This window comes from Nocardia sp. NPDC056000 (genome assembly GCF_042269265.1).
In the GTDB taxonomy this organism is placed as follows: domain Bacteria; phylum Actinomycetota; class Actinomycetes; order Mycobacteriales; family Mycobacteriaceae; genus Nocardia.
Genome location: NZ_JBHJXS010000022.1, coordinates 1 through 20,477 on the forward strand (window position 1 = coordinate 1; position 20,477 = coordinate 20,477).

Genomic DNA, 20,477 nt, shown 5'->3' on the forward strand with positions numbered 1-20,477 from the left:
CCGGGCCCCCTCCCCCCCCGCACGGGCCCGGCACCCACACCTACCCGGCGGACACCCCCCGGTTTCGGACGGGCTTCGTGACCGCGACCATTCTCGCCGTCATGATCGCCGGAGCCGCGGTCATCGGAATGGCGTTCTACAGCCCGAGACCCGAACCGCGATACCTGCCGACCTATCTACCCGTGAAACGGCTACAGCCCCACCGAAGTGGGGCTGTAGCCGAGCTCTACCAGGCGAAACCGCCTGTGCGAGAACCTTATTCGTCGATCGCGTTGGGCGCGGTCTTGGAAACGGTCATCAGGAATTCGGCATTGCTCTTGGTCTTCTTGAGTCGATCCACGAGCAGGTCGATGGCCTGATGCGAGTCCAGGCCCGAGAGCACGCGGCGCAGCTTGTGCAGCACCCCGGCCTCATCGGGTGACATCAACAGATCGTCGCGGCGGGTGCCGGACGGGTTGACGTCGACCGCGGGGAACACGCGGCGCTCGGCGATCTTGCGATCGAGCTTGAGCTCGGCATTACCCGTGCCCTTGAACTCCTCGAAGATGACCGTGTCACCGGTGGAACCGGTCTCCACCATCGCGGTCGCGATAATGGTGAGCGAGCCGCCGTTCTCGATATTGCGGGCCGCGCCGAGGAACCGCTTGGGCGGGTACAGCGCGGTGGAATCCACACCACCGGAAAGGATTCGGCCCGACGCCGGGGACGAGTTGTTGTACGCGCGGCCCAATCGGGTGATCGAGTCGAGCAGCACCACGACGTCCTGACCCATCTCGACCAGACGCTTCGCACGCTCGATCGCGAGTTCCGCGACCGAGGTGTGATCGCCCGGCGGGCGGTCGAACGTGGAGGCGATGACCTCGCCGCGCACGGAGCGCTGCATATCGGTCACTTCCTCGGGACGCTCGTCCACCAGCACCACCATGAGGTAGCACTCCGGATTGTTGACGGCGATCGCGTTCGCGATGTCCTGCATGATCGTGGTCTTACCCGCCTTGGGCGGGGACACGATCAGCGCGCGCTGACCCTTACCGATCGGCATGATCAGATCGATGATGCGCGTGGTCAGCTTGTTCGGCTGGGTCTCCAGCCGCAGTCGCTGATTCGGGTACAGCGGGGTCAGCTTCTGGAATTCCGGCCGGCGCTTGGCACTTTCGATATCCGAGCCGTTGACCGTGTCCAGGCGCACCAGCGGATCGAACTTCTGCCGCTGATTGCTCTGATCGCCGTCACGCGGAGCGCGCACCGCGCCGGTGATGGCGTCACCGCGGCGCAGGCCGTTCTTGCGGACCAGGTTCATCGACACGTACACGTCGTTCGGACCGGCCAGGTAGCCGGAGGTGCGCACGAACGCGTAGTTGTCGAGCACGTCGAGAATGCCCGCGACCGGCTGCAGGACGTCGTCCTCGCGGATCTCGAGTTCGCGGCTCTCGCGGCTGTTGCCGACCTCGCCGGGCACGCCGTCGCGGTCACGCCCGCGGCGACGCTCACGGAAGCGACGACCCCGGCGACCGCGGCCGCCTTCCTCGTCGTCATCGGCGGCGGCACGATTGCGGTCGCGGTCGTTGTTGTTGCCGCCGCGCGCGGTGCCGTTCTGATTGCTGTTCTGGTTCTGGCCGCCGGACTGCTGATTGTTATTGCGCTCGCGGCGACGCTCACCACCCTCCTGCTCCGGCTTCTCAGCGGCAGGGGCGGATTCCGAGGCAGCGGCCTCGGCATTGGCATTTCCGCCGGCGGGACGCTGATCGCGACCCCGGCGCTGGCGACCGCGGCCACGCTGGCCGCCATCGCGGTTGTCGTCACCGCTCTCGGCGCGAGTGCCCTCGGCCTCTTCCCGCTTCGCCTCACGCGGCTCGGCGGTCTTCTCGGCGGAGTTGTACGTCGGAACCTCGGTCTTGACCCGGGTTTCCACGACCTTCGCGGGGGCGGTTTCGGCCTTCACGGCAGCGGTTTCGGCCTTCGCGGGAGCGGGCGCAGCCGACGCGGACTCCCCGCCGGTCGGCGCAGAATCGCTCTTGCCCTTGGCATTCCGCGTGGAGGTGGCCTTGCCACCGGTCTCCTTCGCGGCGCCGCCGGACTGATTCTCCTTGATGGCGGCGATGAGATCACCCTTACGCATCCCGGAGGTGCCTCGAATTCCGAGTTCCCCCGCAAGCGCACGCAACTGCGGCAACAACATTCCAGTCAGCCCCGATCGTGCGATGTCAGTGTGTTCGCTCATCTTCGAAATCTGTCCGGATTCACTTTCGCGATCCGAGGAGGTTGAATCACTTTCCACCCCGGGTGTCGCGAGCAGGTCCGTATCTGTCACGGAAATCCTTTCCTTCCCTCGACTGCCGTGTGCCTGTTCGAGGGTTCCTCCTGCAGTCCGGTCGTATGCCGGACTCGGATGCCGTATCGCGTGCTGCGCCGGATTGGTGGTTTTACCACCGCGTGGGCTTCGCCACCGAGTGAAAAGGTGGGAGAGATCATTCCAGTGAACTGGCTACCCCCAAGTTTCGAGCCTCAAGCCTCGAGCCTGAGCAAGGAGCCTCTGGAGCGATTTGCCCTGATGAAGCACCGGCGTCTGACGCGCACGATGTACGGACTCGCTCAGGATAGCTCCCGGCCTTTACATCGGCAAGGCAGGCGCGCTGTCAATCCACCGATACCCCACCGGCAATACCGGGTTCGAGAACTCGCAGTCCGTCGGCAATGGCGAGTTCGCGCAGTTCCGCAGGGAATTCGCTGGTCCCGAGGGCCAGAATGGTCGGTCCGGCACCGGAAACGGTGGCGGCGATGCCCGCGGCGCGCAGGCGTTCGATCCATTTCGTGGTGAGCGGCAGCGCGGACGCACGGTAACCCTGGTGTAGCCGGTCCGCGGTGGCGGGGAGCAGCAGGTCAGGGCGTTGCGTCAAGGCTACGACAGCCAGCGCGGCACGGCTGGCATTGAAGGCCGCGTCGGCGTGCGGGACATTGTCCGGCAGCAGTCCCCGGGTGTGCGCGGTCGAGGACCGCTCTTCGGGAATGAGCACGACCGGCCGCAGCGAGGGATGCGGTTCCAGGCGCACCGCGCGGTAGGCGCGAACGTGGTGGTCCGCCAGGCCATTTGCGTCGGGACGGTCGGTTTCGGTCCAGGACACCACGATTCCGCCGAGCACACTGGCCGAGGAATTGTCCGGGTGGCCTTCGAATTCGGCCGCCAGCTGCACCATGACGTCCTGGTCATAGGCCAGTGCGGCATCGAATTTCGCGGCCAGACCGCGACCGGCGGCCAGCCCGCCGACCACCGCGGAGGCCGAGGAGCCCAGCCCCCGCGAATGCGGAATCACGTTGCGGCACAGCACGTCCAGGCCATCGGCCCAGACGCCTGCGGCCTGCAGGCCGCGTTCGATGGCGCGCACCACGAGATGTGAAGGGCCCCAGGGCACATCGTCCGCGCCCTCACCCTCGACCCGGATGTTCAAACCGGAATCGGTGGTGGTGACCACGATCTCGTCGTACACCCCCAGCGCGATGCCGAGGGTGTCGAAACCCGGCCCCAGATTGGCGCTGGACGCCGGAACCCGCACGGTGACGGTGATTCCGGCGGGCAGCGTCCTGGTCATCAATTGACCTTCGCGCGAATTCACTTTCAGGCCAGCTCGAGTGCGTGCGCCACGGCGACCGGATCGACCGCGATCGGCTTGACCTCGGGCATACCGGCCAGCGCGTTGTCCGGATCCTTGAGACCGTTGCCGGTCACCGTGCAGACCACGGTCAGACCGGAATCGAGCCAGCCCTCCTGGCGCGCCGCGAGCAGACCGGCGACCGAGGCGGCCGACGCGGGCTCCACGAAAACACCCTCGGTGGCGGCGACCAGGCGGTACGCCTCGAGGATCTTCTCATCGGTGGCGGCCCGGAACGCGCCGCCGGACTCCTCTTTCGCGGCCATCGCGGCATTCCACGACGCCGGGGCGCCGATCCGGATGGCGGTGGCGATGGTCTCCGGATCGCTCACCGGCGCGCCGTTGACCAGCGGAGCCGCACCGGCGGCCTGTACGCCCAGCATGCGCGGGCGCGAGCTGGAGGTGCCGTCGGCGTAGTACTCGCCGTAGCCCTTCCAGTACGCGGTGATGTTTCCGGCGTTGCCGACCGGAAGCACGTGCACATCGGGGGCCTTGCCGAGCGCGTCCACGATTTCGAACGCGGCGGTCTTCTGGCCCTCGATACGGGCCGGGTTCACCGAGTTCACCAGGCCGACCTCGGGGAAGTCCGCGGTGACCTTGCGCGCCAGTTCGAGGCAATCGTCGAAATTGCCCTCGACCTGAATGATCTTCGCGCCCAGCATGACCGCCTGCGCCAGCTTGCCCATGGCGATCTTGCCCTGCGGAATCAGCACCGCGCAGTGCAGACCCGCGCGGGTCGCGTACGCGGCGGCCGAGGCCGAGGTATTGCCGGTGGAGGCGCACAGCACCGCGGTCTTACCGCTGTACTTGGCATCGGTCATGGCCATGGTCATGCCGCGGTCCTTGAACGAACCCGTCGGATTCGCGCCCTCGACCTTGAGGTACACCTCACAGCCGGTCAGCTCGGACAGATGCGTGGCGGGCACCAGCGGGGTGCCGCCCTCGAACAGCGTCACCGGCTCCCAGTCGGCGGGCACGGGCAGACGATCCCGGTACGCGGTGATCAAACCGGGCCACGGGGTATGCACGGCAGACCGCGCAGTCGTACTCATTCCTCGGTGCCTTCCAATCTCAGAACGCTGGTCACGGATGTGACGGAATCCAGTTCGGCCAACGCGGCCACGGTATCGGCAAGGGCCGATTCCTGCGCGTGGTGGGTCACCACGACCAGGCGGGCGCCCGCGTCATGACCTTCCTGGCGGACCGTCGAAATGCTGACCCCATGCTTGGCGAATTCGCCCGCGACCGCCTGGAGTACACCGGTGCGGTCGGCGACCTGCATATTCACGTGGTAGCGGGTCGGGGTTTCACCGATCGAGGCGATCGGCAGCTCAGCATAAACCGACTCGCCCGGAGCGCGGCCACCGTAGAACTTGTTGCGCGCCGCCATCACCAGATCGCCCATCACGGCCGAGGCGGTCGGCGCGCCGCCCGCGCCCTGTCCGTAGAACATCAGGCGGCCGGCGTTCTCGGCCTCCACCACGACCGCGTTGAACGCGCCGCTGACCGAGGCCAGGGGGTGCTTGCGCGGGATGAGCGCCGGGTAGACGCGTACGGAGATGGACTCCTTGCCGCCGTCATCGGTGACGCGCTCGGCCATGGCCAGCAGTTTCACCGTGCAGCCGACGGCCGCGGCGGTCTCCAGATCCTCGGCGGTGATCTTGGAGATGCCCTCGCGGTAGACATCGGCCGCGGTCACGCGGGTGTGGAAGGCGACCGAGGCCAGGATGGCGGCCTTGGCGGCGGCGTCGTAACCCTCGACGTCGGCGGTCGGATCGGCCTCGGCGTAGCCCAGGCGGGTGGCCTCGGCCAGCACATCGGCGTAGGCCGCACCGGTCTCGGCCATGGCCGAGAGGATGAAGTTGGTGGTGCCGTTCACGATGCCCACCACGCGGTTCACCCGGTCACCGGACAGCGACTGGATGAGCGGGCGCAGCACCGGGATGGCACCGGCGACGGCGGCCTCGAAATACAGGTCGGCGCGGTGTGATTCGGCGGCGGCGGACAACTCGCCGGTGTGATCGGCGAGCAGCGCCTTATTGGCGGTGACTACGGACTTGCCGTGCTCGAGCGCGGTGCGGATGAGCGCGCGGGCCGGATCGATACCGCCCATGACCTCGACCACGATGTCCACATCGTCGCGGGCGACGAGGGCTTCGGCATCGGTGGTGAGCAGCTCGGCGGGGATACCGCGATCCTTGCTCAGATCGCGCACGGAGACCCCGCGCAGCACGACCGGCGCGCCGACGCGATTGCAGAGATCCTCAGCCTGGTTGCGAATGATGCGAACCACTTCGGTGCCGACCGTGCCCATTCCGAGCACCGCGATTCCGATCGGATGATCCGATCCCCACACGCCGGTCTTGGCGATTTCGGTCATGCATTCACCTCCAAGCTGAGTAGGTCCTCCACCGTTTCGCGGCGAAGAATCAAGCGCGCCTTGCCGTCTCGCACCGCGACCACGGCGGGCCGGGTGAGCATGTTGTAACGGCTCGACATCGAGTAGCAGTACGCGCCGGTAGCCGCCACCGCGACCAGGTCACCCGGGCCGACATCGGCCGGGAGCCAGGTATCGCGAATGACGATATCCCCACTCTCGCAATGCTTTCCGACCACCCGAGCGACCACCGGCGCGGCCTCGCTGGAGCGCGAGACCAGACGGCAATCGTATTCGGCCTGGTACAGCGCGGGCCGGATATTGTCGCTCATTCCGCCGTCGATGCTGACGTAACGGCGACGCGCGCCCGCGTCGAGCACCACATCCTTGGTGGTGCCGACCTCGTACAGGGTGACCGTGCCCGGTCCGGCGATGGCGCGGCCCGGCTCGACCGCGATGGTCGGCATGGGCAGGCCCGCGCGCTCGGCCTCCTCGGCCACGATGCGGCGCAGGTTGGCCGCGAAGTCCGCCAGCGACGGCGGGTCCTCGTGCGGCAGGTACGAAATACCAAGGCCGCCACCGAGATCGAGCACATTGATCTGCGCGGCGCGCTCCATGCCGAACTTGTCGGCGGCCTCGCGCAGCAGGCCGAGCATGCGGCGGGTGGAGATCTCGAAACCGTCGATCTCGAAGATCTGCGAGCCGATGTGCGAGTGCAGGCCGACCAGGCGCAGATTGTCGGATTCGAAGACCCGGGCGATGGCCTGCATGGCATCACCGCTGGCGATCGAGAAACCGAACTTCTGATCCTCGTGCGCGGTCGAAATGTATTCGTGCGTATGAGCTTCCACGCCGACGGTGACGCGCACCAGCACATCGACGACCTTGCCCGCGGTCTTGGCGACGGCTTCCAGGCGGTCGATCTCGATCAGCGAGTCCAGCACGATGTGACCGACGCCGGTCGCGACCGCGGTCTCCAGCTCCGGAACCGATTTATTGTTGCCGTGCAACGCGATTCGCTCGGCCGGGAAACCCGCGTGCAGTGCCACGGCGAGTTCGCCGCCGGAGCACACGTCCAGGTGCAGGCCCTCATCGCGAATCCAGCGCGCGATCTCGGCGGACAGGAAAGCCTTGGAGGCGTAGTGCACTCGCGAACCCTCACCGAACGCGCTGACCATATCGCGGCAGCGGGACCGGAAGTCGTCCTCGTCGATGACGAACAGCGGGGTGGCGAATTCGGCGGCCAGCTCGTGCACCGGCACCCCGGCGAGCCGCACGACGCCGTCGGCATCGCGAGAAGCGTTGCGCGGCCACACATTCGCGGGCAGCGTGATCATCTGCTGGGTGTTCTCCGGCCGCTCGGGAAGGTTCTGAGCAGGCGGGATGTCCGCGTGGCGGGGACCGGCGGGATGTGCACTCATCTACATACGCTCCGGGGCAGTGACGCCTAGCAGGCCGAGGCCGTTGGCCAGCACCTGGCGGGTGGCTTTGACCAGCTCGAGGCGAGCGGCGTTTCGGGGGGTGACAGGCTCGTCACCCATGGGGATGACGCGCATTTCCTTATCGGACTGGAAGGGGTGGTAGGCCCCGGCCAGCTCCTCCAGGTAGCGGACTACCCGGTGCGGTTCACGCATCTCGGCGGCGGTGGCGAGGACGCGCGGGTATTCACCGAGGGTGCGAATCAGCTCACCCTCGCGGTCTGCGGTCATCAGGCTGAAATCCGGTGCGACCGAGGCGAAGTCGAACGCGGCGGAATTGCCGATGATGTTGTTGGTGCGGGCGTGCGCGTATTGCACGTAGTACAGCGGGTTCTCGGTGTCCTGCTTGGTCCACAGGTCCAGATCGATATCGATGCTGGAGTTCACCGAGGAGCGCACCAGGGAGTACCGCGCGGCGTCCACGCCGATGGCCTCGACCAGATCGTCCAGGGTGACCACGGTGCCCGCGCGCTTCGACATGCGCACCGCCACATCGCCTTCGAGCAGATTCACCATCTGGCCGATGAGCACCTCGACGGTGTCCGGATCGTCGCCGAACGCGGCGGCGGCGGCCTTCAAACGGCCGATGTAGCCGTGATGGTCCGCGCCCAGCATGTAGATGCACAGGTCGAACCCGCGTGAGCGCTTGTTCTGGAAGTAGGCGATATCGCCGCCGATGTACGCGGACTTGCCATCGCTCTTGATGACGACGCGGTCCTTGTCATCGCCGTATTCGGTGGACGCGATCCACCAGGCGCCGTCCTTCTCGTAGAGCTTGCCCGAATCCTTGAGCGTCTGAATGGCCTTCTCGACCGCGCCGGAGGCGAACAGCGAGCTCTCGTTGAAGTACACGTCGAAGTCGACGCCGAATTCGTGCAGGTTCTGTTTGATCTGCGCGAACATCAGCTCGACGCCCTCGCGGCGGAACAGCTCGTGCTGTTCGGCCGCGGGCAAACCCGGCGCATCCGGATGCGCGGCGACGATGGTGTCGGCGATCTCCTTGATGTACGCGCCGCCGTACCCATCCTCCGGGGTGGGCTGCCCGTTCGCGGAGGCGACGAGCGAATTGGCGAAGCGGTCGATCTGCGCGCCGTGATCGTTGAAGTAGTACTCGCGGGTGACGTCCGCGCCCTGGGCGGACAGGATGCGGCCGAGCGCGTCGCCGACGGCGGCCCAGCGGGTGCCGCCGAGGTGGATGGGTCCGGTCGGGTTGGCGGAGACGAATTCCAGGTTGATCCTGGTCCCGGCGAGCGCGTCACCGCTGCCGTACTTCGCGCCCGCCGCGAGGATGTTCTCCACGATCGCGCCCTGTGCGGCCTTGGCCAGGCGGATGTTCAGGAAGCCCGGTCCGGCGACCTCGGCGACCTCGATATCGGGGGTCTGTCCCAGCGCCTCGGCGAGCAGATTCGCAAAGTCGCGCGGGTTCATTCCGGCCCGCTTGCCTACCTGCATGGCCACATTCGTGGCATAGTCACCGTGCTCGGGGTTACGGGGACGCTCCACCTTGACCTCGTCGGGCAGGACCGCAGGGTCGGATCCACGTTCGACAAGTACCTTCGCCGCGGTTGCGCGAAGGAGATCTGCAAGGTCAGCTGGAGTCACGAGTCACTATCCTATGGTCTGAGCAGGTGCACGCCGCGCGCGGGCATCGCACGGGCAGGCGCCCAGCAAACGATGCGGCCGCATCGCTTGATTGTCCGAACACGTCGAAGAGAGCACAACTAGTTATGCCGAGCAGCACCAGTGCCAAGTCGGCCAAGGCTATTAAGGCCGCGGGCAAATCGTCGGGATCGGGCCGTAAAGGCGGGTCCGGGGGCAAACTGCCCGTGAAACGGAACATCCCGTGGATGACCATTGCCGCGGTGGTGGCCGTGCTGGCGCTGATCGGCGGAATCGCCGCATTCCTGGTGCCCAAGTACAACGCCAAGGAAGAGATCAAGAACCCTTCCGCGTATATCGACGGCGTGGTCAAAAAGGACTATCCGGCCGGGCTGCACGTGTCCTCGACGCAGCGCGTGGCATACGACCAGGCACCGCCGTTCGGTGGCCCGCACGACGGTTCGTGGGCGGCGTGCATGGGCAATGTGTACGCCAAGGCGATCCGCACGGAGAATGCCGTGCATTCGCTGGAACACGGTGCGGTGTGGATCACCTACAACCCCGACAAGGTGGATCAGGCGACCATCGACACGCTGAAGAAGAAGGTCGAAGGCCAGCAGTACATGCTGATGTCGCCGTACCCGGGTCTGGACACCCCGATCTCGTTGCAGGCGTGGGGTCATCAGCTCAAGCTGCAGAAGGCCGACGATTCGCGGGTGGACCGGTTCATCAAGGATTTGCGCCTGAACTCGAACACCTACCCCGAGGTCGGCGCGAGCTGCGCGAACCCGACCTTCGACACCAACAACCCGCCGCCGTTCGATCCGTCCAAGCCGGGTCCGGACGCGGTGCCGCTGGACGGTAAGGGCCTGACCAAGGACACCACCGAACTCGGCGGTGCCGGCGGCAGCCAGATTCCCGGCGGCATGCCGAACATCCCCGGTGGCATCCCCGGCCTGCCCGGCGGCACCATCCCCGGCGGCACCCTGCCCGGCGGTGACGCGACCGCGCCCGGCGGCGACGGCACGCTGCCCGGCGGCATCCCCAGCATTCCCGTGCCCACCGGCGACCCGCAGCCGGAGCAGCCGGCTCCGGCGCAGTAATGCCGCCGTTCTTGTCGCACGCGAACGAGCCCGGCGATTCCGAGGCAGCCGAACCCGTGGAGGCGACGGGCCGCAGTCAGCGGCCCGCGCTGCTGATCCTCGGTGTGATCGCGGTGCTGCTGGCCGGTTTCGCCGCGGGCCTGATGGTCGGCAATCTGCGCGCCTCGGATCCCGAGCCCAGCGCGGTGGATATCGGCTTCAGCCAGGACATGTCGGTGCATCACGCGCAGGCGGTGGAGATGGCCGCGATCGCGTTCAGCGGCACCACCGATCCGGCGGTGAAGCGGCTGTCCTATGACATCCTCACCACCCAGGGCAATCAGGCGGGCCGCATGCAGGCGTGGCTGCAATCCTGGGGCGAACCGCTGCTGCCCACGGGCGGGTACATGGGCTGGATGACCGATATGTCGGCGCATCACCACATGGGCACCGCCGAGCATTCGGGTCCGGTGGCGGTCATGCCCGGTATGGCCTCCACCGAGGAGATCACGGCGCTGCGCGCGGCCACCGGTCCGGCGCTGGACACCATGTTCCTGCAGTTGATGCTGCGGCATCATCAGGGCGGTATGCCGATGATCGAATACGCCGAGCAGCGCGCCGATATCGATGTGGTGCGTTCACTGGCGCAGAGCATGGCCAAAACCCAGTCCAGCGAAGCCGATTTGATGACCCAGATGCTCGCCGAGCGCAAAGCCACACCGCTTCCGCTCAACTGAGTTCGGTGCCGGGCGTCGCAAAACGCCCGGTCCACCCGGGTTTTTGGCGCAGCGCAGGCAATGCGATACGCTTTCCCAGCCCACTCGGAAAGTCGAGAAGTCCGAGCGGGTCCACCCCCGCCCTCGTAGCTCAGGGGATAGAGCGTCTGCCTCCGGAGCAGAAGGCCGCAGGTTCGAATCCTGCCGAGGGCACCGAAGAGCAAGGCCCCGAACGGCATTCGCCGATCGGGGCCTTTTCTCGTCTCGGGCCGATGCGACCTCAGCCGACGACCTCGTTGAGTTTGCCGGTGGCCACGTCGAATACGAAGCCGCGCAAGGACGTTGTCGCGGTGATGAACGGGCTGGATTCGATGCGCCGAATCGATTGCCGCACATCATCGTCCAGATCCGGGAAGGCTTCGGCAGACCAGGTGGGCTTGATGCCGGTGTCATCCTGGATGGTGCGTTTGAAGTCGTCGTCGGTGAAGGTGAGCATGCCGCAGTCGGTGTGGTGGATGAGGATGATCTCGGTGGTGCCCAGCAGGCGCTGACTGATGGCGAGCGAGCGGATCTCGTCATCGGTGACCACACCGCCCGCATTGCGGATGACATGCGCCTCCCCGTCCCCCAGGCCGAGAATGCGATACACGTCGAGCCGGGCGTCCATGCAGGCCACCACGGCGACATGCTTACTGGGCGGCAGGGGCAGCGGCCCGGCGAAGCGGGACGCGTATTCGGCGTTGTTGGCGAGGTATTCGTCGGTGACTGTCATGGTCGCGTCCTTGCGTCGGTGGGGTGAGGACATGCGAATCTCTGCATCGACCGTGGCGCAGTGGCGGGTGTCGCGCGAGGGATGCGCGCACCGTGAAATAAACGCTTGCGCTGGGCATATTCGGACTCGTCCGGGCAGGTGGCGGGCGCGCGGAGGTGAGGGCTGACACTCACCAGGGCGTGTTGCCTTGCCCCCTAATTGGCCAACAGACCGGTATCTTTTGGGCATGTCGGACATCGAGGAGAGGTGCGCGGACCTACCACGGCGGCGACATGCGCGACGGGCCGGATCGATAGCCGGCGCGGCCCTGGCCGGCATCGCGGGAACCTGCATCGCCGTCGCACCGGGCCATGCCACCCCGGTCACCCCCATTGCGATCGTGGATGAGACCACCGATGTCGCGGCGTTCTACACCGCGCCCGAGGATCGGATCGCCGGACCGCACGGCTCGGTGATCCAGTTGCGGCCCATCGACGGCGATCCGGGGATCCCGGGGGCGCGGAATTACCTGGTGCTGTACCGATCCGTCGATATGCAGGGCAATTCGGTGGCGGTATCGGGCACCGTGGCGGTGCCCGAGGGCACCCCGCCCCCGGGCGGCTGGCCGCTGATCTCGTGGGCGCACGGCACCACCGGGGTCGATGATTCCTGCGCGCCCTCGCACGACACCTCCGACGACTTCCCCGCGCACGATTACACCTCCCTGGTTCGAAAAGTGCAGGCGCAGTGGATATCCGCGGGTTACGCGGTGGCGCAGACCGACTATCAGGGCCTGGGCACGCCCGGTCCGCACGGCTATCTGATCGGTACCGCCGAACAGCGCGCGGTCACCGATATGGCAAGGGCCGCAAGGCAGATCGAACCGGAGATCGGCACCCGCTGGGTGGCGATGGGGCATTCACAGGGTGGGCAGGCGGCCGTTTTCGCCGATGCGCAGGCGCAGCAGTGGGCGCCGGAGCTCCAGTTGCTTGGTGCGGTCGCGCTGGCTCCCGCATCGCATCAGGGCATCGGTATCCAGGCGTCACAGTTGGCCACGGCGGTGGGCGCGTCCACCGCGCTCGGTCCGCTCACGGGTGGGTCGACCGCGTTCCTGCCCTTGATCATTCGGGGCGCGCAGACGGTCGCCGATATCGATCCGGCGCGCTTCCTGACCCCGGACGCGGCGGCCATGGTCACCCTGGCGGACGTGGGATGCATTGCGCAGCTGCGGAGTCCGCAGCAGTGGGGCGGGCTGACCGCGAGCGAGGTGTTCGCACCCGACGGCGATATTCACGCGCTCACCCGGGTGCTGAATGAAAACGATCCCAGCACACTGACTTTCGCGCAGCCGCTGCTGGTGCTGCAGGGCCGGGCCGATACCACGGTGCCCGCGGCCGCCACCGATGTCATGGTGGTGCGCCAGCGCGCCGCGGGCCAGCCGGTGCAGTATCGCGGATACCCCGGCGCGGATCACCGTGGCGTGCTGGAGGCGTCCTACGCGGACGCGCTGAGCTGGGTCGACGGCCGCTTCGGCAGGTGATCGGCGGGTCGCCACCGATACAGCAGCGCCAGTCCGGCGGCGCAGCCGACGGTGACGGCCAGCGCGACCCAGCCGGGCGGGGCCGAGGTGATGCTCGATGGGTCACGGTACCAGCGCGGTGAGTAGGCGACCCGGCCGAAACCGCTGCCGCGCACCGCGATAACCAGGCACGGCACCACCAGCGCCGCCAGCGCGACCACCATGCTGGGGGCGTTGCGCGGGGTGTGCCCGGCGAAGCAGTAGCCCATGAGGAAGCCGAGACCGGTGATGCCGATCAGCGGTATGAGCATCGCGTGATGCGCGCTGCCCGAGGTGCCGGCCGCGAAGACGGCGAGCGCACCGGTGCCCGCGAAGACCGCCCAGGGCAGATGCCTGCGCCGTCCCGCGTACCACCCGATCGCCACGGCGATGATGGGCAGCGGTGCGCTCCAATCCGGACGCGGCACGGTGAAGATGGAGCTGCCGGAATTGGTGACCGCCACCGCGAGCAATACCAGCACCCCGTCCCGCCCGGGCAGCAGCAGCGCGGCCCCGAACGCGGCCAGCACGGTGACGCCCACCGCCAGCACGGTCTGCGGGACGGTGTCCGCGTGCCGGACGTACCAGTCGGTGGAGAACGCGGTCGCGCCGACGAGCAGCAGTGCCGCGAGAATCGGCCCGATGGGCAGGTCGGCGTTCTCGGCCGGATCGGCGGCCGGGTCGACGCGTTCGCCGAGTGCCCCGCAGGCCAGCAGTACGGCGGTGGCCAGGATCATCCACAGCGGCGGGGTGCCGCTGGAGGCCCATTCGATGAGGGTGCGGCTCTCGGCCCCCGGCGCGGGTAGCGCGGTGAGGTCGCCGATGGTGATGCTGACCACCGCTCCCAGCAGGTACGCGCCGGTGGCGATGGGTTTTCCGAAGACCGCGACGGCCAGTGCGCCGAGCAGGATGCCGCCGAAGATGGCGTCGATGTAATTGACCGTGATGAGCGTGCCGCTCAGCGCCGAGCGCATATTCCACAGGTGATCGGCGGCCAGTACGGTGGCGCTGCCGAAGGAGACGATCCAGGCGGTACGGCGGCCGAGCGCGACGGCGAGGGCGGCGGCGATGACCGCGAACATGCCGCCGGCCGCGGCGGCGCGCGGCATGTTCATGACCAGCAGATCGAGTTCCAGCGGGGCGTCATTGGACCAGCCGAGATCGAGCGGGGCCATGAGCAACAGTCCGGCGACCACCGCCCCGAAGAAGGCGGAGGCAGGCTGGAGGATCCCGTCGAACCTGCGTATATCAGGCATTTCGGACACGCTCACGGGTTGCACCAACGCGAACTTCGCGCCCATCTCGTCACCCTTTCACCGGTGATCGAACGCTTCTCGCGCTACAGCCGAACGAAACAGCTAACTGTTTGCGAGATTAACAGCAAATGAGCATTGCCGCCGTGGCCAGTGACCCAGCCCATTGCCGTCAGGCAGGAACGAGACTGCCGTCAGGCTGAAACGAAACTGCCGTCAGGCCGGTACGAGGCCCGACAGATCGCGCGGCACCGTGTGATTTCGGTCGGCGGTGGAGCCCAGGGTGTACTCGGGCAGCAGACCGAAGTACTCACCGCGCGACCGAGCACTCCAGCGACGCGCGCCCGGCGTCCGGGTCTTGTAGAAGTTGACGGTGTAGCCACCCTCGTAGAGGCGCACCAGCGAATAGCCGCCGGGATACTCCTTGGCCGCGGCCACCTCGAGAAATTCGACCGGAATGGGAAAGTCGGGGCGGGTAAGGCGATTTCGATGGGTATGGCCGGAATGATGCAGGAATACCCCGGGCGCGGAGCGGTAGAGCGATTGCAGCTCAGCCGAATTGGCACTGTTGAGCACAAAACCCGGCCCCGCGATATTCGTCCAGCCGGATTCGGCGGTAACCGGATGATGGCTGAAGACCAGCGTCGGGCGATCCGGATCGGCCAGCAGCACCTCGCGCAGCCGATCCAGCTGCGGCCGGTCGATACTGCCGCCGGAGCCGTCGAGTTCGGTGGTGTCCACGGCCAGCAGGCGCAACTCGCCCACCTCGAACTCCCCCAATTGCTGCCGGGGACCGAAGGATTCGCCCCAGCAGTCGAAGTGGTCGGCGTACGGTGCGCAGCCCGCGTAGTCGCCGCCGAGATGCGGGCGGTCGTGATTGCCCCGGCAAGCGAACCAATCCTGTTCCGCCGCACCCCATTCCGCGAGTGCGCGATGCACCCCGCGCACCTGCTCGGGCGTCGCCTCCGCGGTCAGATCACCCGCGAGCAGCAGTTGATCGGCGGCGCGGTCGGGGCGGCGCAGATCGTCGAGGATCGCGGCCAGCATGACCTCGGGATACGGTGCGAGACCGGGATCCTGGCGCACGCCGGGCGGCAGTCCGGCGGCGATCAGGCCGCTGATCTCCTCGCCGTAGTGCACATCGTTGCAGAGCGCGATGGTGCGCAGCAGTCGGCCCGGCGGCGGCACCGGCGTAGTGAACTCGCCGCTCGCCTCCGGCGTATTCGGCAGCCGGGTGGCCACATTCAGCGCGGGCACGGCGGTCACACCCAGCGAGCGCGCCTCGAATCGGTAGCGGCGGCCGGGTTCCAGGCCGGTGATCTCGGCGTAGTGGTACGCGGTCGGCCCGGGATCGGCGAACACCTGCCGCAGCCCCGTCCCGTCGGCGGGGCCCAGCCACACCTCGGCGTCGGTCTCCACCGGCACCGGATCGCCATTCGCGTTGGGCCCCAGCGTCGTCCAGGTGAGGATCGCCGACTCCGCGGTGATCGTGACGACCTCCAAATCGGTCGCGATCACCGAACCCGGTTGTGCGCGAACCACTCCCGGGCGGGCGAGCGGGAGCAGGGTCGCCGCCGCGAGCGCACCCAGTACGGTGCGCCGGTTCGGCCCGCAGCAGTTCACGACCGCACTACCTGCCGTCGGTCGAGCACACCTTCCACGTGCCCTCCTCCTTGCGGAGATGCTCCGACGCGGTGGTCGACTTGTCGTCGGCTCCCGAAACCGAGAGCGCGCCAACCATTTTCGCGGTCGCGCGATCCCCGGTGACGGCGATCTGGTCGATGCTCACGATGCGGATATCCATCCGGCCCTGTTCGGACGCGCTCTTCTGCGCGGTGGACAGCGCATCGTATTCGGCGCGATCCGCCGCGCACGCCCTGGCGACCGCGACGCCCGGACCTTTGGCCGACAGCGTGCCGTAGAAATCGCGAATGGCGGAGTCGATGCGCTGGCTGTCGCTCGGGGAATCCTTGCCGGACAGCGAGACCGCGGCCGCGACGCCACCGCCGACCACGACGACGGCCGCCACGGCCAATCCGACGAACAGTGGTTTACGACCTCCCCCGCCGCGTTTGCCAGCAGATCGCTGAACGTCCATTGCCGGATTGTACGGTTGTCCGCCGGGCGGCAGGGTCATCGATTTCCTTCGATCGGTCCACCACTGAATGTCCGCAGACTACGGCAAATAGGTTGCGATTCGGTGGGGTGCCGGATCTGTCCGCCCCGAGAGACGGTACGTTGGTTAGCCAAACCTCAGGAATGAGGATTGGCATGTCGAAAGGACGGTCATGGCAGCGGCTCGATGGAAACTGGTGTCCGGCGCGGTCGCCGCGATCACCCTGCTGGCGGCAACCGGATGCTCCAATTCGTCCAAGGACGACAACGAGATCCTGGTCTACAACGCCCAGCACGAATCGCTGACCAAGGAGTGGGCCGAGGCCTTCACCAAGGAGACCGGCATCAAGGTGACGCTGCGCCAGGGCGGCGACACCGATCTGGGCAACCAGCTCGTCGCCGAGGGCAAGAACTCTCCCGCCGATGTCTTCCTCACCGAGAACTCCCCCGCCATGGCGCTGGTCGAGAACGCCGGGCTGTTCGCCGACGTGGATCCCAACACGCTCGCGCAGGTGCCCGAGCAGTTCCGCCCCTCCACCGGCAAGTGGACCGGAATCGCGGCCCGCTCAACCGTTTTCGTCTACAACACCGGCAAGGTGCAGGCCGATCAGCTGCCGCATTCGCTGCTGGATCTGCAGCAGCCGCAGTGGAAGGGCCGCTGGAGCGCGGGCGTGTCCGGCGCGGACTTCCAGGCCATCGTGGCCGCCCTGCTCGCTCTCAAGGGTGAGGACGTCACCAAGGCGTGGCTCAAGGGCATGAAGGACAACGCGATCGCCTCGCAGAACAATGTGACGACCATGAAGGGCGTCAATGCCGGGCAGTTCGACGGCGGCGTGATCTACCACTACTACTGGTACCGCGATCAGGCCAATACCAAGGAGAACAGCAACAACACCAAGCTGTACTACTTCAAGAACCAGGATCCGGGCGCCTTCGTCTCCATTTCCGGTGGCGGCGTGCTGAAGTCGAGCAAGAAGTCGGAGAACGCGCAGAAGTTCCTCGCCTTCATCGCCTCGCAGAAGGGCCAGGAGGTGCTGCGCGACGGCGATTCGATGGAGTACCCGGTCTCGGCCACCGTCGCCGCCAATCCGGCGCTGCCGCCGCTGGCTTCGCTGGACGCGCCGAAGGTCGACCCCAGCAAGCTGGACGCCAAGAAGGTCACCCAGTTGATGACCGACGCGGGTCTGCTCTAACCCATGGCCGTCCGGACCGCTGTCGCCACCCGGGCCGCCCGGCCCGGGCTGCTCGTCACGATCCTCGCGCTGCTGCTGGTGGCCGCGACGTTCGTACCGCTCGGCTACATCGTGTCCACGCTGTTCAGCACCGGATTCACCGAGACCGCGCATTTGATCTTCCGGCCGCGGGTCGGTGAACTACTGCGCAATACGGTGGGTTTGGTGGTCATCACGGTGCCGATCTGCCTGGTGCTCGGCATCGGGCTGGCCTGGATCGTGGAGCGCACCGATGTACCGGGCGCGGCCTGGTGGGGGCCGATCTTCGCGGCTCCGCTGGCCGTGCCCGCCTTCGTCAACAGCTACGGCTGGGTGAGCGCCTTCCCGTCCCTGCACGGGCTGTGGGCGGGCGTGCTCATCGCGACGGTGTCGTATTTCCCGCTGGTGTACCTGCCCGCCGCGGCGACGCTGCGCAGGCTGGATCCGGCGGTGGAGGAATCCGCGCGGGCGCTCGGCTCGGGTCCGGTCGCGGTTTTCGCGCGAATCGTGCTGCCGCAGTTGCGTTTGGCCATTCTCGGCGGCGGACTGCTGATCGCGCTGCATCTGCTCGCCGAATACGGCGCGTTCGCCATGATCCGGTTCTCCACCTTCACCACCGCGATTTTCGAGCAGTACCAATCCAGTTTCGCCGGGGCGGCAGGCAATACGCTGGCCGGGGTGCTGGTGGTGCTGTGCCTGGTGCTGCTGGCCGGTGAGGCCGCGGCGCGCGGTAATGCCCGCTACGCCCGCATCGGCAGCGGTGTTCCGCGCGCGGCCGTCCGGGTTCGGCTGGGCGTCAACAAGTTTCCGGTATTCCTGCTGCTGACCGCCGCCCTGGTGTTCTCGCTGGGCGTGCCGCTGTGGACCATCATCCGCTGGCTGCGGCTGGGTGGTTCGAAGGTCTGGGATATGGCCGATATCGGTGAATCCCTGGGCCAGACCATCGGATTGGCCGCCACGGCCGCGGTCATCACCACGCTGTGCGCCTTCCCGGTGGCCTGGATCGCGGTGCGCTCCACCTCGCGGTTCGCGCGAATCATCGAGGGCGCCAACTACATCACCAGTTCGCTGCCGGGCATCGTGATCGCGCTGGCGCTGGTGACGGTGAGCATTCGCTGGCTGCCCGCGCTGTATCAGACCGCCGCCACCGTGCTCGCCGCGTACACGCTCATGTTCCTGCCGCGCGCCCTGGTCGGTGTGCGCGCGGGCCTGGCGCAGGTGCCGGTCGGCCTGGAGGAGGTGTCGCAGGCGCTGGGCACCTCGCGGCCGATGACGTTCCTGCGCATCACCTTACGGCTCACCGCGCCCGCCGCGGCCTCGGCGGCGGCCATGGTGTTCGTGGCAGTGGCCACCGAGCTGACCGCCACACTGCTGTTGGCCCCCAATGGAACTCGCACCCTGGCCATGCGCTTCTGGTCGCTGTCCGGCGAACTGGACTACGCGGCGGCCGCGCCCTACGCACTGATCATGATCATCGCGGCGGTGCCGGTCACGTATCTGCTGTTCACTCAATCCAGGAAGGCGGCCGGGCTATGAGTCGTCTTGTCGTCGAGAATGTCTGCAAGAATTTCGGGCCCGCCCGGGTGCTGGACGGCATCCGGCTCGAGGTGCCCGACGGTAGCGCCACGGCGGTGGTCGGCTCGTCCGGCTGCGGTAAGACCACGCTGCTGCGGGTGATCGCCGGATTCGAGAACCCGGACTCGGGCTCGGTCACGGTCGGCTCGGAAGTGGTTACCCGGGAAGGGTTCTCGCTGCCGCCGCATCGCCGCCGGATCGGCTACGTGGCGCAGGACGGCGCGCTCTTCCCGCATCTCACGGTGGGGCAGAACATCGCCTACGGTCTCAATGGCGGCCTGGCGGGCCGGCGACGGCGTGCGGCCCAGGTGCGCGAGTTGCTCGATATGGTCTCGCTGGGAGCGGATTACGCGGATCGGCGACCGCATCAGCTCTCGGGCGGGCAGCAGCAGCGCGTGGCGCTGGCCCGCGCCATGGCCCGCAAACCCGATCTCATGCTGCTGGACGAACCGTTCAGCGCGCTCGATACCGGCCTGCGCGCCGCCACCCGGCAGGCGGTGGCCGATACGCTGCGCGCGGCGGGCATGACCAGCATTCTGGTCACCCACGATCAGGAGGAGGCGCTCTCCTTCGCCGATCAGGTCGCGGTCATGTGCACCGGCCGCTTCACCCAGGTCGGCACGCCCGAACAGGTGTACGCCGCTCCCGCCGATCTGTTCACGGCCGGATTCCTCGGCGACACCGTGCTGCTGGACGCGACCCTGCGATCCGATACCGCCGAGACCGCCCTGGGCCGGATTCCGGTGCAGCCGGACGCCCCCGCCGGTGCCGCGACCGTCATGATGCGCCCGGAACAGCTTGTCGCCCATGTGGTTTCGAACGGCGATCCGGGCTGCGCCACGGTGCGCGGCGTCGAATTCCGCGGTGCGGACGTCATGCTCACCCTCGATCTGGACGGCCGCGCCGACCCCATCCAGGTGCGCCGCGTCAGCGTCGCCGCCCCCACCGTCGGAGATCGGGTGGACCTCGAAGTCCTCGGCGCGGCAGTCGCATTCACCGCCGAGCAGTGCGCGTCCGCCGCCCAGCTGACCAATGGTCTGTCCAGCGCCCCGCCCGCCCGGGATGCCCTGGCTGTCTGACACCGCCGGGTGGCGCGAGCATGGTGCGTGGCGGAA

General features: G+C 67.5%; 16 protein-coding genes and 1 tRNA gene. 7 read left to right on the forward strand and 10 right to left on the reverse strand.

Annotated features, from left to right (window positions below; all coding sequences use genetic code 11):
* Window positions 1–256 precede the first annotated feature (256 nt).
* The 6 genes from rho to argS all read right to left on the reverse strand — a co-directional run bounded on the left by rho (window position 257) and on the right by argS (window position 9,104).
* The gene (gene rho / locus ACFC4D_RS43945) at window positions 257–2,311 is read right to left on the reverse strand and encodes a transcription termination factor Rho (protein ID WP_375963693.1); all 2,055 of its coding nucleotides are present in this window, start codon (window positions 2,309–2,311) and stop codon (window positions 257–259) included.
* 325 nt (window positions 2,312–2,636) lie between these two features.
* Complete coding sequence (gene thrB / locus ACFC4D_RS43950; RefSeq protein WP_364646452.1) at window positions 2,637–3,587, reverse strand: homoserine kinase; 951 nt, start codon at window positions 3,585–3,587, stop codon at window positions 2,637–2,639.
* Window positions 3,588–3,613: 26 nt separating this feature from the next.
* On the reverse strand, window positions 3,614–4,699 hold the full coding sequence (thrC, locus tag ACFC4D_RS43955) for a threonine synthase (RefSeq protein WP_364646449.1): 1,086 nt from the start codon (window positions 4,697–4,699) through the stop codon (window positions 3,614–3,616).
* Window positions 4,696–6,027 (reverse strand): homoserine dehydrogenase, encoded by a 1,332-nt coding sequence (locus ACFC4D_RS43960; RefSeq protein WP_376072553.1) that lies wholly within the window; start codon window positions 6,025–6,027, stop codon window positions 4,696–4,698. The genes thrC and ACFC4D_RS43960 overlap by 4 nt, the downstream gene beginning before the upstream one ends.
* Window positions 6,024–7,445, reverse strand: a complete 1,422-nt coding sequence (gene lysA / locus ACFC4D_RS43965) for a diaminopimelate decarboxylase (RefSeq protein WP_375963687.1) — start codon at window positions 7,443–7,445, stop codon at window positions 6,024–6,026. The genes ACFC4D_RS43960 and lysA overlap by 4 nt, the downstream gene beginning before the upstream one ends.
* The gene (argS, locus tag ACFC4D_RS43970; RefSeq protein ID WP_376072556.1) at window positions 7,446–9,104 is read right to left on the reverse strand and encodes an arginine--tRNA ligase; all 1,659 of its coding nucleotides are present in this window, start codon (window positions 9,102–9,104) and stop codon (window positions 7,446–7,448) included.
* 125 nt (window positions 9,105–9,229) lie between these two features.
* Between argS and ACFC4D_RS43975 the strand changes: the two genes are divergently transcribed.
* The 3 genes from ACFC4D_RS43975 (at window position 9,230) to ACFC4D_RS43985 (ending at window position 11,112) form a co-directional block, all read left to right on the forward strand.
* Window positions 9,230–10,204 (forward strand): DUF3105 domain-containing protein, encoded by a 975-nt coding sequence (locus tag ACFC4D_RS43975; protein ID WP_375963681.1) that lies wholly within the window; start codon window positions 9,230–9,232, stop codon window positions 10,202–10,204.
* The gene (locus tag ACFC4D_RS43980) at window positions 10,204–10,920 is read left to right on the forward strand and encodes a DUF305 domain-containing protein (RefSeq protein WP_375963679.1); all 717 of its coding nucleotides are present in this window, start codon (window positions 10,204–10,206) and stop codon (window positions 10,918–10,920) included. The genes ACFC4D_RS43975 and ACFC4D_RS43980 overlap by 1 nt, the downstream gene beginning before the upstream one ends.
* Before the next feature lie 119 nt (window positions 10,921–11,039).
* Window positions 11,040–11,112 (forward strand) — tRNA-Arg (locus ACFC4D_RS43985).
* Between the two features lie 67 nt (window positions 11,113–11,179).
* On the opposite strand, the gene ACFC4D_RS43990 is transcribed toward ACFC4D_RS43985, so the two are convergent.
* On the reverse strand, window positions 11,180–11,671 hold the full coding sequence (locus ACFC4D_RS43990; protein WP_376072559.1) for a beta-class carbonic anhydrase: 492 nt from the start codon (window positions 11,669–11,671) through the stop codon (window positions 11,180–11,182).
* Between the two features lie 226 nt (window positions 11,672–11,897).
* Between ACFC4D_RS43990 and ACFC4D_RS43995 the strand changes: the two genes are divergently transcribed.
* Entirely contained in the window at window positions 11,898–13,190 is a 1,293-nt protein-coding gene (locus ACFC4D_RS43995; RefSeq protein WP_375963673.1) for an alpha/beta hydrolase family protein, read from the forward strand.
* Here ACFC4D_RS43995 and ACFC4D_RS44000 read toward each other — a convergent pair.
* The 3 genes from ACFC4D_RS44000 to ACFC4D_RS44010 form a co-directional block, all read right to left on the reverse strand.
* A complete protein-coding gene (locus ACFC4D_RS44000) occupies window positions 13,145–14,464 on the reverse strand; it encodes a hypothetical protein (RefSeq protein ID WP_376072562.1) in 1,320 nt (439 codons plus the stop codon). The genes ACFC4D_RS43995 and ACFC4D_RS44000 overlap by 46 nt on opposite strands.
* A 213-nt stretch (window positions 14,465–14,677) precedes the next feature.
* Entirely contained in the window at window positions 14,678–16,084 is a 1,407-nt protein-coding gene (locus ACFC4D_RS44005) for a metallophosphoesterase (RefSeq protein ID WP_376072565.1), read from the reverse strand.
* Window positions 16,085–16,091: 7 nt separating this feature from the next.
* Window positions 16,092–16,559 carry a hypothetical protein gene (locus ACFC4D_RS44010; RefSeq protein ID WP_376072568.1) on the reverse strand — a complete coding sequence of 156 codons (468 nt, stop codon included), beginning with the start codon at window positions 16,557–16,559 and terminating at the stop codon, window positions 16,092–16,094.
* A gap of 190 nt (window positions 16,560–16,749) precedes the next feature.
* Between ACFC4D_RS44010 and ACFC4D_RS44015 the strand changes: the two genes are divergently transcribed.
* Genes ACFC4D_RS44015 through ACFC4D_RS44025 form a run of 3 tightly spaced genes read left to right on the forward strand, consistent with a single transcriptional unit; the run spans window position 16,750 to window position 20,441 of the window.
* Complete coding sequence (locus ACFC4D_RS44015; RefSeq protein ID WP_375963663.1) at window positions 16,750–17,769, forward strand: iron ABC transporter substrate-binding protein; 1,020 nt, start codon at window positions 16,750–16,752, stop codon at window positions 17,767–17,769.
* 3 nt (window positions 17,770–17,772) lie between these two features.
* Window positions 17,773–19,323: an ABC transporter permease gene (locus ACFC4D_RS44020; protein ID WP_376072571.1), complete on the forward strand. Its 1,551-nt coding sequence runs from the start codon at window positions 17,773–17,775 to the stop codon at window positions 19,321–19,323.
* Entirely contained in the window at window positions 19,320–20,441 is a 1,122-nt protein-coding gene (locus tag ACFC4D_RS44025; RefSeq protein ID WP_376072573.1) for an ABC transporter ATP-binding protein, read from the forward strand. Before ACFC4D_RS44020 ends, ACFC4D_RS44025 begins: the two co-directional genes overlap by 4 nt.
* Window positions 20,442–20,477: the final 36 nt, after the last annotated feature.

Bases quoted from the DNA above. Each gene is read 5' to 3' on its own strand.
- thrB (WP_364646452.1), bottom strand. From the start codon at position 3,587: ATGACCAGGACGCTGCCCGCCGGAATCACCGTCACCGTGCGGGTTCCG.
- thrC (WP_364646449.1), bottom strand. From the start codon at position 4,699: ATGAGTACGACTGCGCGGTCTGCCGTGCATACCCCGTGGCCCGGTTTG.
- ACFC4D_RS43960 (WP_376072553.1), bottom strand. From the start codon at position 6,027: ATGACCGAAATCGCCAAGACCGGCGTGTGGGGATCGGATCATCCGATC.
- lysA (WP_375963687.1), bottom strand. From the start codon at position 7,445: ATGAGTGCACATCCCGCCGGTCCCCGCCACGCGGACATCCCGCCTGCT.
- ACFC4D_RS43975 (WP_375963681.1), top strand. From the start codon at position 9,230: ATGCCGAGCAGCACCAGTGCCAAGTCGGCCAAGGCTATTAAGGCCGCG.
- ACFC4D_RS43980 (WP_375963679.1), top strand. From the start codon at position 10,204: ATGCCGCCGTTCTTGTCGCACGCGAACGAGCCCGGCGATTCCGAGGCA.
- ACFC4D_RS43990 (WP_376072559.1), bottom strand. From the start codon at position 11,671: ATGACAGTCACCGACGAATACCTCGCCAACAACGCCGAATACGCGTCC.
- ACFC4D_RS43995 (WP_375963673.1), top strand. From the start codon at position 11,898: ATGTCGGACATCGAGGAGAGGTGCGCGGACCTACCACGGCGGCGACAT.
- ACFC4D_RS44000 (WP_376072562.1), bottom strand. From the start codon at position 14,464: ATGCCTGATATACGCAGGTTCGACGGGATCCTCCAGCCTGCCTCCGCC.
- ACFC4D_RS44010 (WP_376072568.1), bottom strand. From the start codon at position 16,559: ATGGACGTTCAGCGATCTGCTGGCAAACGCGGCGGGGGAGGTCGTAAA.
- ACFC4D_RS44015 (WP_375963663.1), top strand. From the start codon at position 16,750: ATGGCAGCGGCTCGATGGAAACTGGTGTCCGGCGCGGTCGCCGCGATC.
- ACFC4D_RS44020 (WP_376072571.1), top strand. From the start codon at position 17,773: ATGGCCGTCCGGACCGCTGTCGCCACCCGGGCCGCCCGGCCCGGGCTG.
- ACFC4D_RS44025 (WP_376072573.1), top strand. From the start codon at position 19,320: ATGAGTCGTCTTGTCGTCGAGAATGTCTGCAAGAATTTCGGGCCCGCC.